Annotated in this window: 14 protein-coding genes; 12 read left to right on the top strand and 2 right to left on the bottom strand. The window is 36.9% G+C overall.

The features are described 5' to 3' along the window. Window positions 1-359: 359 nt before the first annotated feature. The gene (locus BT105_RS04340) at window positions 360-1,655 is read left to right on the top strand and encodes an ATP-binding protein (RefSeq protein WP_072299595.1); all 1,296 of its coding nucleotides are present in this window, start codon (window positions 360-362) and stop codon (window positions 1,653-1,655) included. Between the two features lie 281 nt (window positions 1,656-1,936). Here the strand turns inward: BT105_RS04340 and BT105_RS04335 are convergent, their stop codons facing one another. Continuing rightward, window positions 1,937-2,242, bottom strand: a complete 306-nt coding sequence (locus BT105_RS04335) for an AAA family ATPase (protein WP_081367785.1) — start codon at window positions 2,240-2,242, stop codon at window positions 1,937-1,939. Between the two features lie 166 nt (window positions 2,243-2,408). Then, window positions 2,409-2,639, bottom strand: coding sequence for a BRO-N domain-containing protein (locus BT105_RS14635; protein WP_081367784.1), 231 nt, complete (start codon window positions 2,637-2,639; stop codon window positions 2,409-2,411). A 500-nt stretch (window positions 2,640-3,139) separates the two neighbouring features. Between BT105_RS14635 and dcm the strand changes: the two genes are divergently transcribed. From dcm to BT105_RS04275, 11 genes are all read left to right on the top strand, one after another. Next, window positions 3,140-4,267, top strand: coding sequence for a DNA (cytosine-5-)-methyltransferase (gene dcm / locus BT105_RS04325; RefSeq protein ID WP_072299594.1), 1,128 nt, complete (start codon window positions 3,140-3,142; stop codon window positions 4,265-4,267). 8 nt (window positions 4,268-4,275) lie between these two features. Then, the gene (locus BT105_RS04320) at window positions 4,276-5,454 is read left to right on the top strand and encodes a type II restriction endonuclease (RefSeq protein WP_072299593.1); all 1,179 of its coding nucleotides are present in this window, start codon (window positions 4,276-4,278) and stop codon (window positions 5,452-5,454) included. A 43-nt stretch (window positions 5,455-5,497) separates the two neighbouring features. Continuing rightward, entirely contained in the window at window positions 5,498-6,409 is a 912-nt protein-coding gene (locus BT105_RS04315; protein ID WP_177243924.1) for a DUF2971 domain-containing protein, read from the top strand. Between the two features lie 35 nt (window positions 6,410-6,444). Then, entirely contained in the window at window positions 6,445-7,386 is a 942-nt protein-coding gene (locus BT105_RS04310; protein ID WP_072299591.1) for a Hachiman antiphage defense system protein HamA, read from the top strand. After that, window positions 7,355-9,436: a DEAD/DEAH box helicase gene (locus tag BT105_RS04305; protein WP_072299590.1), complete on the top strand. Its 2,082-nt coding sequence runs from the start codon at window positions 7,355-7,357 to the stop codon at window positions 9,434-9,436. The genes BT105_RS04310 and BT105_RS04305 overlap by 32 nt, the downstream gene beginning before the upstream one ends. A gap of 357 nt (window positions 9,437-9,793) precedes the next feature. Next, complete coding sequence (locus BT105_RS04300) at window positions 9,794-11,299, top strand: ATP-binding protein (RefSeq protein ID WP_072299589.1); 1,506 nt, start codon at window positions 9,794-9,796, stop codon at window positions 11,297-11,299. Further along, complete coding sequence (locus BT105_RS04295) at window positions 11,277-14,087, top strand: Z1 domain-containing protein (protein ID WP_072299588.1); 2,811 nt, start codon at window positions 11,277-11,279, stop codon at window positions 14,085-14,087. Before BT105_RS04300 ends, BT105_RS04295 begins: the two co-directional genes overlap by 23 nt. Further along, window positions 14,087-15,001, top strand: coding sequence for a PD-(D/E)XK motif protein (locus tag BT105_RS04290; RefSeq protein ID WP_072299587.1), 915 nt, complete (start codon window positions 14,087-14,089; stop codon window positions 14,999-15,001). Before BT105_RS04295 ends, BT105_RS04290 begins: the two co-directional genes overlap by 1 nt. 14 nt (window positions 15,002-15,015) lie before the next feature. After that, window positions 15,016-17,277 carry an AIPR family protein gene (locus BT105_RS04285; RefSeq protein ID WP_072299586.1) on the top strand — a complete coding sequence of 754 codons (2,262 nt, stop codon included), beginning with the start codon at window positions 15,016-15,018 and terminating at the stop codon, window positions 17,275-17,277. Then, window positions 17,274-18,566, top strand: a complete 1,293-nt coding sequence (locus BT105_RS04280) for a DNA cytosine methyltransferase (protein WP_072299585.1) — start codon at window positions 17,274-17,276, stop codon at window positions 18,564-18,566. Before BT105_RS04285 ends, BT105_RS04280 begins: the two co-directional genes overlap by 4 nt. Next, complete coding sequence (locus BT105_RS04275; protein WP_072299584.1) at window positions 18,553-18,975, top strand: very short patch repair endonuclease; 423 nt, start codon at window positions 18,553-18,555, stop codon at window positions 18,973-18,975. The genes BT105_RS04280 and BT105_RS04275 overlap by 14 nt, the downstream gene beginning before the upstream one ends. Window positions 18,976-19,084: the final 109 nt, after the last annotated feature.

The following is a 19,084-nucleotide window of genomic DNA, read 5'->3' as shown; positions in this document are numbered from 1 at the left end:
ATGCACTTTAGCAGATGTTGTTAGATTATTATTTGATTCATATCTTATCTTATTTATAATATAGAGTTGATTTTATATAATAAATATCAGGATATTATTTACTGCGGAATATATTACCGCACTCTTTTATTCAGCATCAGCCGAACGTATGATGGATAAACCTATCCAGAAATATTACGGATAGGGCAGGTTTTGAACATATATTAACAGCGTTTCAACACTCTTTCAACTTTCTCAGCCCAAAATCAGGATGCGCCAAAATGTTCGTGTAAATATCCGCGAATATTTTATAAAAATGCCTTGATTTTTACATGAATATATGCTATAATAATGCTGAAAATAACACGGGAGGTGTTGATATGTACCGAAAGATATCCGAATATCTGGCAGAATGGAAGGAAAGTCCCAATCGTAAGCCGCTTATACTTCAGGGAGCAAGACAGGTCGGCAAGACCTACGCTTTGCTTGAATTCGGTAGAAACAACTACGACAATGTAGCGTACTTCAATTTTGAGACTGATCCGAAGCTTGCAGATACATTTGCTGAAAATATAAGTCCTGCATATCTGCTGCCGATACTTTCGCATATTGCAGGAACAACTATCGTTTCCGAAAAAACGCTGATAATCCTTGACGAGGTACAGCTATGCGAACGAGCTCTTACTTCACTCAAATACTTCTGCGAGGAAGCTCCGCAGTATCATATCATTGTTGCAGGAAGTTTGCTGGGAGTTGCCGTAAACCGTAAGCAGTTCTCTTTTCCTGTCGGCAAGGTCGATATAAAGACTATGTATCCAATGGACATGGAGGAATTCCTGCTTGCTTTAGGTGAGGAATCACTTGTCAAGGAGATGCGCAGGCACTTTGAGGACGATACTCCTATGCCAAGTGCATTGCATGATTCTGCGATGCAGTTATACCGTCAGTATCTGATAGTCGGCGGAATGCCTGAGTGCGTTCAGCAGTTCGCTCAGACAAAAGATTACCTGCTTGTACGTCACACTCAGGACACCATTCTGCTCGGCTATCTTGACGATATGAGCAAGTACAACACCACAAACGAGATCAAGAAAACACGCCTGTGCTACGACAATATCACCGTTCAGCTTTCCAAGAAGAATACCCGCTTCCAGTATAAGCTGATAAAGAAAGGCGCAAGAGCCTCAGAATTTGAGAACGCAATTGAGTGGCTCAGTCTTTCGGGTATCGTTTCTCAGGTGTACAGAGCAGAGCAAATAAAAAAGCCTCTTGAAAACTACAAGGATATCGACTCATTCAAGATATATGTCTCAGACCTGGGACTGCTTTGCGCAAAGAAGGAACTGAATGCCAATGATGTGCTGTATATGGTCGAAGATATCAATGAATTCAAGGGCGGTATGGCAGAGAATTACGTTAATAATCAGCTTGTCATGAACGGCTATCACACATACTACTGGGAATCTGACCGTGGTGCTGAGGTCGATTTTATCATTCAGCGTGACGGCAAGCTTATCCCCATTGAGGTCAAGAGTGCCGATAATACAAAAGCGAAGAGCCTGCGTATATATATGGATACTTTCAAGCCTGAGTATGCGATAAAGCTTTCTGCGAAAAACTTTGCATTTGAGGATAACAAGAAGATCGTTCCGCTGTATGCAGCGTTTTGCATATAAGATAAAAAAATAGACCACAGTTTTAACTGTGGTCTATTTTTAGCCCCAAAGTCCTCACAGCGCGAAACTGTGAGGACTCTATTGTTTTTATTCAGATAAACACATTGACGTGAATATCATGAGCTCTTTAATATGTCTTCGCTCAAAGCAATGTAAAACCGCCGTTCAGGTATGTCCTGAGCGGCGGTATTCTTATTATAGGCATATCGTCATATAAGGCGGTATGCAGATAATATCATCTTTGAAACTGAGATTCCGTGGGTGGATGACATAGCACTCGCCTACATCTGCACCTCATCAAAGATGATAAGCGACTCACGCTCATACAGCTTCACACCGTAGTATGTGGATAGCAACATGAAGAAGGTATCAAGATCGCTCATGTGTTTCACGAAATAGTTCTTCACTTCATCGGGGCACTTGGCGAAGTCTATGAGGATATAGCTTTTGTACTCATTCTTGCCGAATTCCTCGCATATCGTTGACTTACCGATACGCCTTGCACCTTCGATAAGAAAGGCTTTTGTACCGTTCAGCTCGTTTTTCAGAGTCAGCAGCTTGTCATACATTTTACGTTTCAGTATCATAACAGCACCTCTTTGGATAATACGCAGATTTAAATTCTATCAAAAGCAGGATAATACGCAGTTTTAGTTTCGCTATACTGCAGTATAATGCGCAGGTTTACAATAATTATACATGTTTGTGAAAAAGTCAATGTACTTTTAAAAATCTGTCAACTAAAACATGCTTTTACGAAATCCGACCATATTTTAGTTCACAAAAAGCTCTCACAACCGAAACTGTGAGAGCCTTATCATAAACTATTCTATACTGCTGTTTCCTTCCTATAGAATCGATGATGGGATGTTTCATCCCGTCATCGATATCAACGTGTCTTGCAATTACTTTATGAGGCTCATTATAGCCAAGTATCTCAGCTACATCTTTACCTACAAGCCACGGTTCACCGTCAATGGTGATTGTTCTTACTGAGCCAAACTCAAAATTGTAATTTCATTCATTACAATTAATAAGATTAAATTAAACAAGATAGCTACCCTTGTTACTGCCTGTGCTGGAATAAGGGAATGATTATTCAATAAAAGTTTTGATTACTTTAAGATTTTCTATAATAAAAAACTACGAAGTAGTTTTTCTTATGCTATGCACTGCTTCAAAGGTTTACTAAATTTTATGGATTGAGTCGAATAATAATATATATTCGATTAATAAATAACGATCATTGCGGAATTTATCCACCTTAGTGGGATTGCCTTTTTCTTGTTATCACAGTCAAGCTTTTTTATGCAAAAACTTTTCGATGAGAACATATTCATGATAGTCAATATCTGAAAGAGTTTTTCTTACCCAAGCTCCACTTATGAGTAAAAATCTCTGATTTGTTAGGATTGACTTTTTCGGCTTTAAATGGTATAATAGGGAAAGTAATGGTATATTATTTTTCCCTGAGGTGACTGATTATGTCTAAGCAAGTGCATTTAAGAATAGATGATTCTGTATATGAAGCACTTACCGATTATACGGAAAGTGCCGGCATCTCTGTACAAGAAAGCGTTTCTTTCGCAATAATCCAGATGCTTGATAAACAGAGGAGGGAGATGAAAGTGAAATCTGATTTTACCTTTATTGACCTTTTTGCCGGAATTGGCGGTATGCGTTTAGCGTTTGAGAAGAACGGCGGACACTGTGTATACTCCAATGAATGGAATAAATACTGTCAGCAGACTTATTTCGCTAATTTTGGTGAACAACCTGACGGAGATATTACTAAAGTAAATGCTGCTGATATTCCAGATCATGATATTCTTGTAGCCGGTTTTCCTTGTCAGCCGTTTTCAATAGCTGGAGTATCAAAAAAGAACAGCTTAGGCAGAGCAACAGGTTTTGAGGACAAAACTCAGGGAACACTTTTCTTTGATGTATGCAGAATAATTAAAGAAAAACGCCCTAAAGCTTTTATGCTGGAAAATGTCAAAAACCTGTGCAGTCATGATAGAGGGCATACTTTCAAGGTTATTCTTGAATCATTGGACGAACTTGATTATGATGTTTTTTACAGTGTTCTTGATGGGCAGAATTATGTTCCTCAGCATAGAGAGCGAATAATTATAGTCGGGTTTGATAGAAAACGGTATGGACATGACATTGATTTCAAGTTTGCTCTCACTCCTGTTTCGCCCAAGCCTGTTATTAAAGACATTCTTGATTCATCTGTTGATACAAAGTATACTTTATCTGACAAATTATGGGTATATTTACAGAACTATGCTGCAAAGCATAAGGCAGCAGGTAACGGTTTTGGTTATGGCATTGCTCCTGTAGATGGAGTTTCAAGGACCTTGAGTGCAAGATACTATAAGGATGGCTCGGAAGTTTTGATTCAACAAAAGGGAAAAAATCCGAGAAAGCTTACACCAAGAGAATGTGCAAGACTTCAAGGATTTCCAGATTCCTTTAAGATACCAGTATCAGATACACAGGCATATAAACAATTTGGTAACTCAGTTGTTGTTCCCTTGATAACCGATGTTGCAGGTCTTATAGTAAAAAAACTTAAAAAACTCGATAGCAGTAATAAGACAAACTGAGGTGTTCTATGGAAAATACAGCAATTCAAGCAATACAATCCGTTCTTTCTGCTCAAAAATCATTCTGTAAGTTTTTATCCGCTAATGATACAGGTTTAACGGGCGGTCATCAGGCTGGAATATATATTTCAAAGCCTGCCATTCCGATCCTTTTTGATGAACCTGGTATTAAAGGTGCGAATAAAGAAAAATGGGCAAATATCTCATGGTTTGACGGATCTGAAACAAGGTCAAGATTTATCTACTATGGACAAGGCACAAGAAATGAGTATCGTATCACCAACTTCGGCAGAGGCTTCCAATTTCTAAGACCAGAATATACAGGGGCTTTATTTGTATTTACTAAGCAGGATGAAGAATCATATACAGGCTTTATTCTTAATTCGGATGATGAGATTAATCAGTTCCTTGACGCTTTTGGACTCAGCCCAGCTGATACAAACAAAATGATAGACATATCATTTGTTGCACCTGAAAAGCGTGAAGAATCAGAAATGACTAAGTTTATAAATGGACTTTCTGTTGACTTCCCAACTTCCGAGGAGATGTCAAGGGCTGCTCGTGATATACAAAACATTGTTTACGATCATGAAGATTTTATTATCAGCAATCCCGATAAAAAGCTTATAGATTGGACAGAAACGGAGTATCGGCTGTTCAGAGCATTAGAGTATGCACGTTATGGTGATATGATAACGCATGGTTTTTCGTCTGTTGAGAAGTTTATTTCAACAGCGAATGCTGTATTGAACCGAAGAAAAAGCAGAGCTGGAAAAAGTCTTGAACATCATCTTGCTGCACTTTTTTCAGGTAATGATATAAGATTTACTGCTCAGGCTATAACCGAAGGCAATAAAAAGCCTGATTTTATATTCCCATCACAAGCAGATTACCACAATGCTGATTTCCCGACAGATAAGATAATATCACTGGCGGCAAAAACGACCTGTAAGGATCGTTGGAGACAAGTCATAAATGAAGCTGACAGGTTGCGTGGGAAGAATAAATATCTCTGCACTTTACAACAAGGCATCTCAACTGCTCAGATGGACGAAATGGAAGCCGAAAAGGTAATTTTAGTTGTTCCTAAGCCATATATAGCATCTTATCCAAGGGATAGACAGGAGAGGATATGGACAATCAGCAAATTCATCACCTATGTGCGTGAAATCGAAAACACTCCATAAAAACGCAATAAAAATATCAAACACATATGAAAAGAGGGGTAGAATGGGTAAAATACCGTCAGGAATGGAAGTGATGTTATCATCTTTATCAACTGTCTTATCAGTTGTAATGAAAGATGTATATAAGAATTTCCCAGAATTACAATATAAGTATTCTGGGGAAATGTATCATTATACTTCTGCTGATGTTCTTCCGCTTATAATTTTGGAAAATGGTGTTAAAATACGATTTACAGATTATCGTTTTTTAAACGATACTTCTGAGGGCGAGGAATTTCCAGCAATATTTCAATGTCAATTAAAACGATTGTATGATATCGGCAAAATCAATGAAAAATTTTATAATGAAGCTTGTAAACTAAGTATAGATAAAAATCCTTCACGTTTATTTGTGGCTTGTTTCTCAGAAAACAGAGACTCTCTTCCAATGTGGAATTACTATCTAAAAAACGGGAAATATGAGGGTTATAGTTTAGGATTTGACTTCTCAAATCTAAATCAGATGAATAATATTTCGGTTTTGAAAGTTATATATGATGATAAAAATAAAGAGAACATAATTGAGAACATGATAATGAAGGCTGCAGAAAATAAAGAATTATCTGTATCTCAACAATGCAAGGAATTGATAGACTCGGCATTCCAACTCTCATTGTTAATGAAAAAACAATGCTTCAGTCATGAAAAAGAGATTCGTCTTGTACTCAATTATTCGACAAACGAAGATAATTCAATATACAAATCCGAAAAAATAAATTATTGTAACAAGAACGGAATTTTGCAGCCACATTGTGATGTGACATTTAAAGATAAAACGATTTTTAAGTCGTGTTGTTATGCACCTACTATGCAACAACAGTTGACTGAGCTTGGTTTAAATACTTATTTCAGATTACATGATTATGACACATCAAGTATTTCAATTTCCCAATCAGAAATACCCGTTAGATATTAATAGGATGATTGTAGCTACCAAAAAGAAGGGGTTAAATGATTACCAAAAGTTTTGATCAGTTCACAGTATATCAAGATTCAATATCAAGTGCATTTGTATATGCAAATTTTGATGATGCAAAAGCATTTATGAATGGTTTTGCAGATTATATTTTAAGCGAAGATAACCTACTTAACTATGCAAATACTTTAACTCCAATAGAATTTGTTCCCAACAAGATTCACTACAAAAAATTATATTCTACACTCAGTACCTTTTTAAATAAGGATTTAGAATTACTCACATATAATAATGTATCAAATGAGGTTTTAGATGTGTTAGGTCAGGAATACACCTTTATAGACCAAAACGGAGAAACACTGTTGCAAAAGGATAAAATTGGAAAGATAGGAGAATATATTTTTCATTTACTACTTACAAAGTATTATAACGTTCAATGTATAATACCGAAATTTCGATGTACAACCGATAGGAATATGAGTGTTTTTGGAATAGATGCATTATTCTATGATCCTAAAAAAAATATGATTTTATTTGGAGAATCAAAAGTCTGCAAAACTATTTCATCTGCTATTACATTGATCAATCGTTCATTCCAAGAATATGAGCAGCAAATATCCGAAGAATATAAACTTGTTCTTTCAAACGAAAACTATAATTTATCCTCTGTTTTTACTGAGGCTTTCAGTGAACATACAGCAGTATGCATTTCTTTTGAAGACTTTATAAAGGAGGCAAATATTACAAAAATATGCGTTCCTGCTTTTATAGCACACGGAAAAAAGTCGAACGGAGAAACTATTGAAAATTATCTTAAACTATTGAATTCAAAAATCACAAGAAATAAATTCTTCTGTCTTGATACTGAATATTTGTTTATTTCACTTCCAATAATAGACAAATCGAAAATGATGGATACAATCATGAAAAAGGTGGTGAAAAAGAATGGCGAATACAAATCTTTCTTCATCAATTGATGACATACAGATCTATCGTGAAAATTATATTCGAGAGATAAATAATAGTAATGATAAAACGGCATTTACAAATAATAACGCAGATTCATTGTTTGCATTAGGCTTGACGATGTATTCGCGTAACTATTCTTTTGATTCTCTTGTATATAATGCTTTTGCATCTTCAGCTTTAGATGAAGATATTTCATTGCATCCAGAACAAAGAAAAGTTCTATCATTGATAGAAAAAAATAAAGGTCTGGTTTTTAGCGCACCAACAAGTTTTGGAAAAACTTTTATTGTTTTTGAATATATATGTCGATATAAACCACATACGGTTGTTATGGTTGTTCCGACATTAGCGCTAATTGATGAATACAAGCAAAAAATTATAAAGAAATATAAAAGCCAATTTTCAGAATATAATATTCATCTTTCAATTGATCCTGATAAGAAATATGATTTTTCAAAAAAGAATATTTTTATCGTTACGCATGATAGAGTTATTGATGAAAATGTAATATCCATATTTCCTATTGTTGATTTTCTTGTAATTGACGAAGTATATAAGCTACAGAAGGATACATCAAACGACCGTATTTTAATTCTAAATATAGCGTATTATAACATGGTTAAAATAAGTAGTAAATATGTATTATTGGCTCCATTTATAAGTGGCATTGAAAACCTTGACAAACTCCAAGATACACCAATATTCTATTCAACTAATTATTCACCTGTGGTTAATGACGTAATTACGTATGATATTATTAGCGAAGAAGATAGATTAAAATATGTCGATAAAGTACTCAAGACTATACCTCAAAACGAAAATACTCTTATATATTTTCCTACTGTTATAGAAATAGATAAATATATCAGTGGTACTACTTTGTATAATACAGGGACTGCATCAAACAGTAATAAAATTCTTGCCGATTTTATTTCATGGGGAAAAAGAGAGATTCATCCTGAGTGGTCTATTATTAAGGCGCTTGAAAAAGGGTTTCTGGTTCATCATGGACAACTACCGTTAGGAATCAGAATGTTGGAACTTTCTTTGTTTAACGATGATAATTCGCATTACACCAGATTAATTTGCACATCAACTTTATTGGAGGGAGTTAATACAACTGCTCAAAACATTATTATTTCAAAGCCAAATCGAAGTTACAGACAAGTATTTGACGCTTTTGATTTTTATAATTTAGTTGGTCGAACCGGTCGATTGTATCAACACTTTTTGGGGATAGCTCACTACATTAAAAGCCCAAATGATCCAACATATCAAAAGGAGCAAGCATTAAAATCAATTGAATTTGAATTAACAGATACAAGTATAGATATGGATATTAATTTCGGAAATTATACACAGCATCCAGAGTTTACGCAAGTTTTACAAAGGCTTAACATATCATATGATGAATATAAGAGTCAAATCGCAAGAAAATATCGCTTTTCAACGGTAAAATATTTGCTTGAGAAATATGATCAAAACAAATCAAAGTTACTTGATATACTAAACCAACTTAATAAGAACGATGCAAAAGGCAAACTTGAATTAATTCGAATTTTAATGCAAATATTGGAAAATAAAAAATATGATTTCAAACTAAAAACATTTATAATAAATAGATTAACTTATCTAAGAAGACAATCTGTCTACGACGTGGTAGAAGCAACTAAAGCTTTCTACCCTTATGTTGATATTTCACTAATAATAAATAAAACTATCAGATTAAAGAATAGCTTTATAGAATTTGATTTCTATAGTAAAGTATGCCTAATCCAGTTTTTTATGAAATGTGATAAACTATATCCTCATTTAATTGATACTCTGCATGATAGGCTTTTAAAGAATATTGAAATCATATATTATATCAATGCTCCAAACAAAAAAATGTTGAAGGATATGGGAGTATATGATGGCGATATAGATACCATTATATCCGTTATTGGAAACGATTTTTCAAATATAACTGATTTACAGGTGCTATTAAAGCAACATATTTCTCAATTGAATAACATAAGTGTAGTATCTAAGTTTATCATAGAACGATTAGTATACTAAAAAGCTACTACATACCACACAAACTATGCTCCAAACATCGTAAATATTGAGGTAGTTCAAAACGCCCCTATGTTTAACTGCTTTTCATAAATGAATGTCGACATTTATTTCGCAGATTTTTTTCTGATTTGGTTCTTAGGTAGCATTATTTGTTGAATAAAGCTAAATAATATGAAACGCTCTGAATTATTAGGCAGGGCGTTTTGTTTGTTGTATACAAAAATATTGAAAATAGCTCGAAATATTTTTACAAAAATATTGCAATGAACCGCAATTTATGATATAATGTAATTGGATATAACAAAAAAACATCACTATACACAAAACTATACTAAATGATTGTAAGGTGATCCATAGATGAGCAGACTCAGAGAGAACAAACCGACAGCAGACGTTCTTATGACATCAATGAGAGCAATGGGCTATTCGTTTGAAAGTGCCATAGCTGATATTATAGATAATAGTATAAGTGCTCACGCTCATGAAGTTATACTTCATTTTCCTGTAGATCCTTCAGAATGCTATGTAGCAATATGTGATAATGGAAACGGTATGACAAAAGCAGAGTTGTTTGATGCTATGAAATACGGCAGTGAAGCCAAAAGGAACGGCAGATCCGATGACGACCTCGGAAGATTCGGACTCGGATTAAAGGCAGCGTCTCTTTCTCAGTGCCGTAAACTGACAGTAATAAGTAAAAAAGATAGCAAGATTTCGGCATATATCTGGGATCTTGATGTTATTGAAGAAAAACGTGACTGGTATGTTGTTGAGTGTGCCGCAAAACAAATAAGCGAAATACGTTTTACAGATTATCTGGATAATCTTGACAGCGGTACCGTTGTGCTGTGGGAGAACTTTGACCTGATGGAAAAATCAACAGGTAATGTTTATGGCGCTCTCAGCACACACATGACAGAAACATCGGATTATCTTTCGCTGATTTTTCATCGTTTCCTTAACAGAAATGATAAATCCGCTGTCCGAATAAAGATAAATAATTTTCAGCTCGAAGGTTTTGATCCCTTCCTTGAAAATCATAACAAGACCAATATCCGCAGAGAAATAAAAATCATGATTCCTGATTCTGATGGGAAAGATCAGGCTGTATATGTTCAGCCGTATATTCTTCCTTTTCAGAAGGATCTTTCACCTGAAGACAAGAAACGCTCTGGCGGTATAGAGAATTACCGTTCCAAGCAGGGATTCTATATATATCGCAATGAAAGGCTTATTGTATGGGGAACATGGTTCAACAGACATCGTGATGAGCTTACCAAGTATGCCAGGATAAGGGTTGATATTCCAAATACTCTTGATGATATATGGGGTATAGATATAAAGAAACAGAGTGCTACTATCCCCCCCTCTATCCGTAAACGTCTTACCAAGGCTGTTGATGATGCTATGGACAGATCTGTTCAAAAACAGACCTACAGGGGCAGAGTAGCAAAGGTTGACGAGGATATGGACTATGTATGGGATCGTGTAAGTCTACGTGAGGGGCTGTTTACATACCGTATCAACCGTGATTCCAAGGTTTTTGACCTTATAAAGGAAAAAATCAACGAGGATGCGCTCCCTTACCTCGATATGCTTCTGGAAGAAATCGAGAGTAACATACCTTTTCAGCAGATATATATTGATAAATCTCAGAATGTTATAGATGAAGAAGTAACTGACGAAAGAAAAGCCGAGGTCGAATTGAAAGCTGATTTGATGATAAAATTTGCACTTGGTGCAGGTGCCACAGATGTAAATGGCGTTATAGACAGACTATTTCTGTCAGAACCGTTCAGTAACTTCCCGGAAATGAAAGATACACTGAAGGAGCGTTATAATGGTAAATCAGGAAAGAGTTAATAATATAGTCGGAATGGTACGTAACCTGATAGAGCTTACTGGTATAGCCAACACGCTTACAGATGAAAAGATAGATGAGCTTATTACTCAGGCACTTTCTATTGTAAGTGTAGACTGTTCTGATGAAGAACGTGAAGCCTGCAAGCGTGACCTGAAATACAGATATATGATCCAATCCAGACCCGGCAGTAAGATACTGAACGACTATGATCAGGAAGAATGGTATACTGATATCAAAGACGAGCTTGATCAGAAGTTCTGGCTCAGGTATAAGGATTATCTGATAGACGAGAAGCATTTCAGTCCGAATATTGTCAGCAAACTCGGTAATGAAACCCTTGATCAGGATCTTATGAACTACCTGCTGAATCCCAACATCAAAACAGATGTCCCGATTCTCAGGAGAGGACTTGTTATCGGCGATGTACAGTCTGGTAAGACTTCTACATATATAGGTCTTATCTGTAAGGCTGCTGATGCAGGGTTCAGGGTTTTTATTCTTCTGACAGGTACAATCGAATCCCTTCGTAAACAAACACAGGAGCGTGTTGAAGAAGGTTTTATTGGTATTGATATGTCTGATCCGTCAACTGGAGGTCGACGTGTCGGCGTCGGAACAGATAATCAGGATATTTTTGCGACAGCTCTCACTTCAAGAAATAATGATTTTACGGGTAATTCCGATAAAATTGCTGTTGCATTACGCAATTTCAACGCTGTTGTTTTTGTCATCAAAAAGCAGAAGGACGTGCTTAATAAGCTCACAAAATGGCTTCAGAACCTTAATGCTGATAAGCTCACAGGTAAAATAGATCAACCTATGCTTATGATTGACGATGAAGCTGATAACGCATCTATCAATACAAGTAAAGATAAGGAAGATCCGACTACAATCAACCGCCTTATCAGAAATCTTGCTAATTTGTTTACCCGTTCTAATTATATCGGATTTACTGCTACTCCTTTTGCTAACGTGTTCATCGATCCGGAAACGACAGAAGAAATGGAGAATCAGGATCTTTTTCCGGAAGATTTTATAGTATCTCTACCTACGCCCTCAAACTATATCGGACCTGAGAAGATATTTGCTGAAAACGGTGAATATCATTCTCAGCTTATATACATCACTGATGCAGGTGTTGAGGAGAGCGACGGATATTCATTCTATTTCAAGCACAAGAAGGAATGGCAGGGCGATCTTCCCGACAGTCTTACAGATGCAATATATTCTTTCTACATTGTGAATGCTATCAGGGATTTGCGTGGCGATACAAAGACGCATCGTTCGATGCTTATCAATATGTCCCGATTTGTTAAAGTTCAGAAGCATATCCGTTCTGAAGTTGAAGATATTCATACGAAGGCTTACAGAGAAATCAAGTTCAATCTTAGTCATGATTTTGAAGAATCAATAAAAAGTCCTGTTCTTAAAAGAATTCATTCTCTGTGGGAAACACATTTTTCGGATACAGAATTTGAGTGGGACGATATTGTTGGCAGCCTGTATAATGCCGTTGAGCCTATAATGATAAAAGTCGTAAACAGTGCTAAAGGAACAGATAAACTCGTTTATCCTGCAAACGAAAGTATAAGGGTTATTGCCATCGGCGGTCTTGCTCTTTCAAGAGGATTAACTCTTGAAGGACTTATTATCAGCTATTTCTATCGTAATACCTGTACATATGATGTACTGATGCAGATGGGAAGGTGGTTCGGTTACAGACGTGGTTATGAAGATCTGTTCCGTATCTGGACGCATAAGGCTTCTGCGGAATGGTACGCCGAAATCTCCAGAGCAACCGAGGAACTGAAGGCAGATATGCGTCTTATGAATGAAAACAAGATGCGTCCGAGGGACTTTGGTATCAGAGTAAAGAATGATGCTGATGATCTTCAGATCACCGCTGCCAACAAGATGCGTAACTCCAAAGACGAAACGCTCGTTAATAGCTATTTCGGTAATATTATTGAAACCCCGTATCTTGTCTACGATCCTGAGCTTCAGAAAAAGAATTACCGTAGAATAAAAACATTCATTGAAACGCTTGTTTCTGAGGGGATGCCTTTTGAACGTCAGCAGACAGCACATGGTAAAGGCAGGTATATGATACAGAATGTTCCTAAATCAAAAATTTCTGACCTCATTACAAAACTTGAAATTTCAAAGTATAACGGACATTTCAGACCGTCTCAGCTTTCAAACTTTATAACCAACTGTGACGAATCATGTCTTGAATTCTTCGATATTGCAATAATTGAAGGAACTAAGAGCGATAAAAGAATTGAGATTGCAGGCAAAGAGATAACTACCATATTCCGTGGAGGTTGTTCCACTTCTGTAGAGGAAAATCGTCTTAACATCGGACGCCGAGGTAAGCTTGGCGGTCCGGGAGATGGTATGACCGGAATAGTTGATACTCCCGATATGACAGCGGAAGAAATAATGGAAGCTGCGAAAGCCCGCTTCAAAGTTGAATATAAAAAAGAAAAGAAGAAGGATTTCTCAGAAACATCCACATATCCGGGAATAACGTGGTTTAAATACGTCAAGAACAGAAGACCTTTACTTATAATTTATTTTGTTGATATTGAAGGTCAGGAAAACCAGCATATAGCCTTTGAAAGACTTGACAAAGAAATGGAGGGGCTACCTTCGGTTGGTCTTGCTATCGGATTCCCTGAAAATGACAGAGCTTCTGTATTTGAATACACCACTTATCGCGCAAACAAGGCATATAACTGGTTTGAACTCAATGATATCCTTGCTGAAAGTGAGGAGGAAGAATAATGACGTTAAAAGAGCGATTTGATACATTTTCAGTACCTGAATACTATTCGAGAGTTGATACTGACCATATCCTTGAATTATACATAGGACTTGACGAAAAAGGGCGTAAGTCTATCGAACTGCGGTCAGCATTCAATCCTCGTAAAGTGAAAGGCACATCTGCTATTGAAGTCAATCAATATGATAACCAGAAATACAAAACAATACGTTTTTCGCTTACTGACGAGGAGATAAGCGGATTGTTCTATACATTCTGTGATGATCTTATAGAGCAGACAAGAGAGCTGACAGATGAGAAAGGCGGATACAATGCTATTGTAGTGCGTTTTCATCAATGGAAGAAAATGTTCGTATCATCCAAAAAGGATTTTCTGAATGAAGCACAGATCATGGGGCTTATAGGAGAGCTTCTGTTTCTGAGAGATCAGCTCAGTAAACGAATAGGATTACCTGAAGCACTAAGAAGCTGGAGCGGACAGGAACTGACACATAAGGACTTTTCCTATGGTGATACATGGACTGAAGTAAAGACGATAAGAAGAAGCTCACTGACCGTACATATTTCATCACTGGAGCAGCTTGACAGCGAACACGATGGTGAACTTGCTGTATATGCTCTTGAGAAAATGAGTACAGAGTATAACGGCATCACACTGAATAAGCTTATCGTTGATATCCGTAATCGTTTTTCTGACAGCGATGACCGTGATCTGTTTATGTCAAAGGTTGCATTACAGGGATATGAATACCACAACTATTATGATGATTTTGTTTTTGAGCTGATATACAGCAAGAATTTCCGTGTCAACGATACTTTCCCTAAGCTGATACCCGGAGATGTTCCTGAAGCTATACTTAAAGCAACATATGATATTGATCTTAATAAGATAACGGATTTTGAAATCAAAGACTGAAAGGAGTGAAGGCTATGGATTATCAGGAGTATAAGGAAGAATTTCTGGAAACATTGAGAGCAGATTCTGCTCATAGTGGTACAGATACTGAAGACGAGTTCCTGAATCACACTTTTGATCTGCTGATGGACTTCAATGAGCTTGACTCACCTGAAAGAACAGGTATGGGAGACAAGAAGGGAAAAAGAGGTAGGTTGATGAGAGCTGACGGCTACTGCTTTGATGAGACAGATCATAGCCTCATATTGCTTATCAGCGACTTTCAGGATGCGAAGGAAACAGATAAACTAACTTTAACAAGAGTGGATGAACTATACTGGAAGATGTATTACTTCCTTGATGAGGCTTGTAATGGTGACATCAGTTCATACTTTGATGATTCTGATGAAGTATTAAAAATTGCAAGCTATATCCGCAGAAGGATAAATGCAGATAGTGATGATCCTGAGCTTATTCTAAAGGTAAAATTCTATATTCTCACCAACAAAGAACTTGATACAAGGCTTCTAAGCACAAATCTTCTGGAAACAACAATCAAGAACACCAGAGGGAAGAAAAAAACGACAAAAACCAATAAAAAAATCAAAAAAGAAGATTTCAATGGTAAACCTCTCGAAATCGCTCTCTGGTATCCTGAACGTTTCTATGAAATGGAAAACAGTAACAATAATGAGCCTATCGTTATTGATGTTGAGGAAGATTATGGATACAAAGGTATCCCCTGTATCAAGGGTGATATCGGTGATAATCTTGACTATGAAGCCTATATAGCTATTATTCCGGGCAAGTTGCTTGCAGATATATACATAGAACATGGAAGTCGTGTGCTTGAAGGTAATGTAAGAGCCTTCCTCGGTACAGGTGGTTCAAAAAGCGTTAACAGCGGCATCAGGAGAACTATAAACAATGATCCTACAAAGTTCTTCACATATAATAATGGCATAGCCACAACTGCTTCCGACGTTGAAACCGAGCTGATTGACGGTCAGCTATACATCACACGGGTTGTAGACCTTCAGATTATCAACGGCGGTCAGACTACCGCTTCTCTTGCTGAAGCGGTACTCAAAAGAACCAATACTGAGCTTGAAGGCATTTATGTTCCTATGAAGCTGACTGTAATTGATGATCGTGAGTCCGAAGATGAGAACGGTATACGCTTCTATGACGAAATGGTGCAGTCAATCGCTAAATTTGCCAACAGCCAGAATAAGGTTACAGCAGCCGACCTTTTCTCTAATGATCCGTTCCATATTCAGATGGAGAAAATGTCCAAGCGATTCCTTGCACCTCCGGGACAGTCTGCTGTTCCAACAGGCTGGTATTATGAGCGTTCAAGAAAGAAATATAAGCAGGAACAGGTCAAGCTGTCCAAAGATGAGCAGAAACGCTTTATGTCAAAATTCCCCAAAGCACAGATTATAACAAAAGAACAGCTTGCAATGTATATTACAGCGGTATTCTCTCTGCGTCCTGATATCGTATCAAGAGGTAAAAACTGGACTATGAAGGCTTTCGGAACTGAAATCAGTGAAGCTTTCAGAAAAAACAGAGAATCATTCAATGAATTCTACTTCAAGAAATGTATCTGTGCCGCAATAATATACAGATCCGTCGATAATTATCTTGAATCACATAAGGATTCTGCCCGTAACCCTACTGGCTTCTGGTATAAAACAGGTGGTTATAAGCTGAATATAGTTCCTTATTCAATAGCAAAGATCATATCATCTATTCCTTCAGGTTTCTCACTTGACTGGATGAAGATCTGGGATAAACAGATGTTATCGCCTGCCTTTATGCGTGAGATTGAAATCGTCACAAAAATGACCAATGATTTCATTTGTGACAGCAATGGTGTCATTGTTACGGAATATTGCAAAAAACTTTTGACATGGGAACGCTTTCGTGATACAATAGAGTATAAACCATCTGCCGATTTTCTGAAGGAACTGGTAAGTTCAGCTGAAGTCAAGGAAGTCGAACAGGCTGCGAAAACTGAGAAAAAAGAGGAAAATAACCTGCAAAATATCATGGAGATTGTTAACCGTGGTGTGGATTATTGGCAGAGCCTTGTAAAAATTGCTCAGGATCACAGGATCAAACCGTCTTTCCAGGAGCTTACCGCTATAAATCAGCTTGTTGAAATGGCTAAAACTGGTGATGTCCCGATTACTTCATCGGGTAAAGTACCGTCCAGAGTGACAAAAGCAATACAGACAGCACTCGGACTTGAAGATAAATTGATAACAGAAGGGTTGCTAAAGAAGCAATGAATCAGACCTATAATCTGGTTGAATTTTTCAGTGGAATCGGTAGTCAGGCACGGGCACTTGAAAATCTCAACGTCAAGATAAATACGCTCGCTACCTGTGAATGGGATATCCACGCCTTTGTAGCATATGATGCAATACACAATTCTCCTGACCTTGATACAGAAATTGCAAAAATGGAGAAACCTGACATACTTGAAATACTGAAAGATTATACCCTCAGCAATGATGGTAAACAGCCGATGGATTACAGTATGCTTAAAACGTATTCTGTTGAAGCACTGAGGTATATACTGTCCGGAATAAGGAAAAGCAATAATTTTGTGGATATCAGCTCGCTGGATGGCGCTGAAATGCCCGATAATATTGATATTCTGACCTATTCCTTTCCTTGTCAGGACTTGTCGAATGTAGGTGCTTTCCACGGTTATAATAAAGGCATAGATAAGGATTCTAACAGCAGATCCAGTCTTTTATGGCAAGTCGGAAGAATTCTTCAGGAAATGAAGGATAATAATAAAAAGCTCCCTCGTTTTCTTCTTATGGAGAATGTCCCGACGTTACTTTCCAAGCGACATTTTGGAAATTTCACCATCTGGATGAATGATCTTGAAAAACTCGGTTATCACAGTCAATACTATGAGCTTAATGCCGCAGACTTCGGGCTTCCTCAGAACAGACCAAGATTACTGATGTTAAGCGTCTATTTCGGAGATGACGAGGAGCTTCATGAGAAGCTGAAAGCATATTTTGACGGAATAAAAAAAGAAGATGTCAGAACATCATATAAGAAAAGTAAATTCTATAAGAGGAAGAGTATCAAAAAGTTACTGAGAACTGATTACTCTGACAAAAAGCTTCTGGAAGAAGCTATTGAATGTACGCCTAACGATACTCCCTCAAGGAGAAGAATATGGGAAGAAAATCCACAGATAGTTCTTTCTGATGGCTCTTTCAATCCTGAAATCAAATATATACGAACAATAACTACAAAGCAGGACAGGAATCCTAATTCCGGCAACTTGTTCTTTGAAAGTGGTATCGAAGGCAGAAGTAAATTCAGATACCTCACTCCAAGAGAATGCTTATTGTTCATGGGGTTCAGGGACAAGGATTTCAAGAATATCAAGAAGCGGAATGTTGAGTTTCATAAAGGAGACTGGTTCTTCCCGAGAGATAAGATTATCCGTATGGCTGGCAACAGCATACCAGTCAAACTTCTTGAAGGAATGTTCTGGCTGATGATACAAACAGATAAATACATAGAAGAGTATAAAAATGGACGTACATGATAAAGAAACACGAAGTTATAATATGTCCTGTATCAAAGGTAAGAATACAAAACCTGAAGAAATAGTACGCAAGTATCTTTTCTCTCAGGGCTTCAGATACAGAAAAAATGATAAAAGACTTCCCGGGACACCCGATATTGTGTTACCAAAGTATAAGACAGTGATTTTTGTGAACGGCTGCTTCTGGCACGGTCACGAAGGCTGTCGTTATTTTGTTGTGCCGAAAACCAACACGGAGTTCTGGGTTAATAAAATTGAAACAAATAAACAGCGAGACATCAGAAAGAAAAATGAGCTTCAAGTACTTGGATGGAAGGTCGTTGTTGTGTGGGAATGCCAATTAAAAAATATTGCTATAAACGAGACACTAAATGAATTAAAAAAATCCATAAAAAATAATGGCGCTTAAAATGCAGCTATTAAAGCAATTTGAAGAAGAATTACAAATATAAGACCATATTGCGGATTATGTAAATAATAATTTGGTTTTGAATATATATTCTCACAATATATCAGAA

Origin of the sequence: Ruminococcus flavefaciens (assembly GCF_900119075.1) — a bacterium.
Taxonomy (GTDB): domain Bacteria; phylum Bacillota; class Clostridia; order Oscillospirales; family Ruminococcaceae; genus Ruminococcus; species Ruminococcus flavefaciens_Q.
Note: the sequence above shows the minus strand (reverse complement) of the source record. Positions and strands in the feature narration are given on the sequence as shown.

Excerpts from the sequence above, each read along its gene's own strand:
- BT105_RS04310 (WP_072299591.1), top strand. The coding sequence starts at position 6,445 with ATGATTACCAAAAGTTTTGATCAGTTCACAGTATATCAAGATTCAATA.
- BT105_RS04285 (WP_072299586.1), top strand. The coding sequence starts at position 15,016 with ATGGATTATCAGGAGTATAAGGAAGAATTTCTGGAAACATTGAGAGCA.
- BT105_RS04295 (WP_072299588.1), top strand. The coding sequence starts at position 11,277 with ATGGTAAATCAGGAAAGAGTTAATAATATAGTCGGAATGGTACGTAAC.
- BT105_RS04315 (WP_177243924.1), top strand. The coding sequence starts at position 5,498 with ATGGGTAAAATACCGTCAGGAATGGAAGTGATGTTATCATCTTTATCA.
- BT105_RS04340 (WP_072299595.1), top strand. The coding sequence starts at position 360 with ATGTACCGAAAGATATCCGAATATCTGGCAGAATGGAAGGAAAGTCCC.
- dcm (WP_072299594.1), top strand. The coding sequence starts at position 3,140 with ATGTCTAAGCAAGTGCATTTAAGAATAGATGATTCTGTATATGAAGCA.
- BT105_RS04280 (WP_072299585.1), top strand. The coding sequence starts at position 17,274 with ATGAATCAGACCTATAATCTGGTTGAATTTTTCAGTGGAATCGGTAGT.
- BT105_RS04290 (WP_072299587.1), top strand. The coding sequence starts at position 14,087 with ATGACGTTAAAAGAGCGATTTGATACATTTTCAGTACCTGAATACTAT.
- BT105_RS04335 (WP_081367785.1), bottom strand. The coding sequence starts at position 2,242 with ATGATACTGAAACGTAAAATGTATGACAAGCTGCTGACTCTGAAAAAC.
- BT105_RS04275 (WP_072299584.1), top strand. The coding sequence starts at position 18,553 with ATGGACGTACATGATAAAGAAACACGAAGTTATAATATGTCCTGTATC.
- BT105_RS04305 (WP_072299590.1), top strand. The coding sequence starts at position 7,355 with ATGGCGAATACAAATCTTTCTTCATCAATTGATGACATACAGATCTAT.
- BT105_RS04300 (WP_072299589.1), top strand. The coding sequence starts at position 9,794 with ATGAGCAGACTCAGAGAGAACAAACCGACAGCAGACGTTCTTATGACA.
- BT105_RS04320 (WP_072299593.1), top strand. The coding sequence starts at position 4,276 with ATGGAAAATACAGCAATTCAAGCAATACAATCCGTTCTTTCTGCTCAA.